This window comes from Microcystis sp. M53603_WE2 (genome assembly GCF_030065435.1).
This window is the reverse complement of the sequence record NZ_JASJFF010001003.1, coordinates 1-2356: the sequence shown is the minus strand read 5'-3', so window position 1 is coordinate 2356 and position 2356 is coordinate 1. Positions and strand designations below refer to the sequence as shown.

At 44.5% G+C, this 2356-nt stretch carries 2 protein-coding genes; one reads left to right on the top strand and one right to left on the bottom strand.

Annotated elements, in window-relative coordinates; genetic code table 11:
* Positions 1 to 329: 329 nt before the first annotated feature.
* On the bottom strand, positions 330 to 932 hold the full coding sequence (locus PX481_RS21235) for a M23 family metallopeptidase (protein WP_002762554.1): 603 nt from the start codon (positions 930 to 932) through the stop codon (positions 330 to 332).
* A 307-nt stretch (positions 933 to 1239) separates the two neighbouring features.
* Here PX481_RS21235 and serS point away from each other — a divergent pair.
* Positions 1240 to 2356: serine--tRNA ligase (serS, locus tag PX481_RS21230; protein ID WP_288095842.1), on the top strand; the 1117-nt coding region annotated here is incomplete at its 3' end.

Sequence of the window (2356 nt, the reverse complement as noted above, 5' to 3'; positions counted from 1 at the left end):
TAAGTTTGCTGGAGGGTTTCTAGAGTGGGAAAAAACAGCAGTTGATTGCTAATTCCTCCCGGTACAAGGGTTAATATTCGCATTTTATCTGGATATACCTGAATCGATCAGCTTAATTTTAGCAGTGTCCCTCGTTATTCATTGAACCTCTTGTAAAAATCACAAATTGTCCTGAGAGTTAGGAGTCAGTAGCCAGTAGCCAGTAGTCAGAATTGTGGGCTTTATTGATATAATACTTGTCTATTGTCTTTTTTCTACTCCTCTGTCTCCTCTCGACCGCCTCGGAGTCTCCTCACCTAAGGGAAGATTTTTGATTTTTGCAGGATATCTTAACTATTACCCGAAGGATTAGAACCGTACATAGCATTTAAAACCAAAGCGGGGTCAACGTATTGATTGCCGTACATCAGTCCCCAGTGCAGGTGTGGTCCGGTGGTGCGTCCGCTCATTCCCACTCTAGCCATGCGGGCCCCTGCCGGTATATCCTGACCGAGAGTAAGGACGATTCCCCCTGACCTATCAATCAAAAAAGTACCGCGGCTATCGGATTGAACCGAACCCATGAGATGACAATAAATATGTGTCCATTGACCGGATTGCATCTTAATCATGGTGCCACAGCCTGTATGATCCGATAACTCGACGATTCTGCCGGTCCACCAATTGCGAATATAACTGCCCAAGGGTGCGGCCAGATCTAACCCGGCATGAAATTGTTGACTGCCATCCATGGGAGAGGAACGATAACCGAAACCAGAGGTATAGGTTTGAAAGTTTTCCACGGGGAAGGAGGCCCCGGCCCAAGCATTTTGAGCTATGAGGGTGGGATTAGCTTTAACGGGGTGTAAACGGTCAAATCCTAGAGAAATTAACGTTACAAGACAGCTAATCGCTAAAAAACGCAGGAATTTAACAGGCAGATACTTGAGCATGAGACTTACTCCAAACACCACAATTCAATATACCGCTAATTTTACCGGCGGCTTTTAACCGATATTTTAGTTATGTTTTGAGTTATTATTGACGATTGGTTAGCAGTTGACAACATTTCCCCTCAGGCTGCCAATTCCCCGACTCCCCCACTTAATTTTTATTTTTTACTGACTTGTAAGTAGGGAGGCACAATTATTTGTAGGATGGGTTAGCGGTAGCGTAACATGAGCGGGCGTCGGGTTTCATGCTTCAACCCAACCTACGTTCTCCGTTCATCTTATATTTAATTCCACCCACCCACTTACCATGTTAGACCTAAAGCAAATTAGAGAAAATCCAGAGGAAGTACAGAAACGCTTAGATAGTCGGGGAGGGAGTTATGATATTGCCCCTATTCTCCAGTTAAATCAACAACAGAAGGCTTTAGAGCAAGAACGCAGCAGTTTACAGGCCCGGGGTAACGAAATCGGTAAACTGGTGGGACAAAAAGTTAAAAGTGGCAGCGATGTCAACAGTCCCGAAATTTTGGCAATGAAAACAGAAGGAAACGAGATTAAAAGTAAACTAGCTCAATTAGAACCGCAGGAAAAAGAGATTAAAGCGGCCATTGACCAAAAAATCTTAGATTTACCCAATTTACCCAGTGAAACCACTCCCATCGGTAAGGATGAACGGGAAAATGTCGAAGTCAAACGCTGGGGAGAGGAATATAAACCCACCAACCCGAATATTTTGCCTCACTGGGAAATTGGGGAAAAATTGGGCATTTTAGACTTTGAACGGGCAGTAAAGATCGCCCAGAGTCGTTTTGTTAATCTTATCGCGCTCGGGGCAGCCCTAGAAAGAGCTTTAATTAATTTTATGCTCGATCGCCATATTGTCGCCGGTTATACAGAAGTTTTACCGCCAATTTTAATTAATAGTGACTCCCTGCGCGGGACGGGACAACTGCCGAAATTCGCGGAAGAAAGCTTTAAATGTCGAGATGATGAGCTTTGGTTAGCACCAACGGCAGAAGTACCTGTAACTAACCTCTATCGCGATGAAATCCTCTCATCGGAGCAATTACCGATCAAACACTGTGCCTATACTCCCTGTTTTCGTCGAGAAGCGGGCAGCTATGGCAAGGATACGAGGGGCTTGATCCGTTTGCATCAATTTAATAAGGTGGAAATGGTCAAAATCGTCCATCCTGACGATTCTGCTCAGGAACACGAAAGTTTAGTCGCTAATGCAGAGGCAATCCTGCAAGCTTTACAGTTGCCCTATCGGGTGATTGAATTGTGTAGCGGTGACTTGGGTTTTGCGGCCGCTAAATGTTATGACTTAGAAGTGTGGCTACCTTCGGCTAATACCTATCGGGAAATTTCCAGTTGTTCTAATTTTAGAGACTTTCAGGCACGACGGGCAAATATTCGCTTTA

What these genes read in the sequence shown, in the direction of transcription:
- PX481_RS21235 (WP_002762554.1), bottom strand. Translation starts at nt 932, where the DNA reads ATGCTCAAGTATCTGCCTGTTAAATTCCTGCGTTTTTTAGCGATTAGC.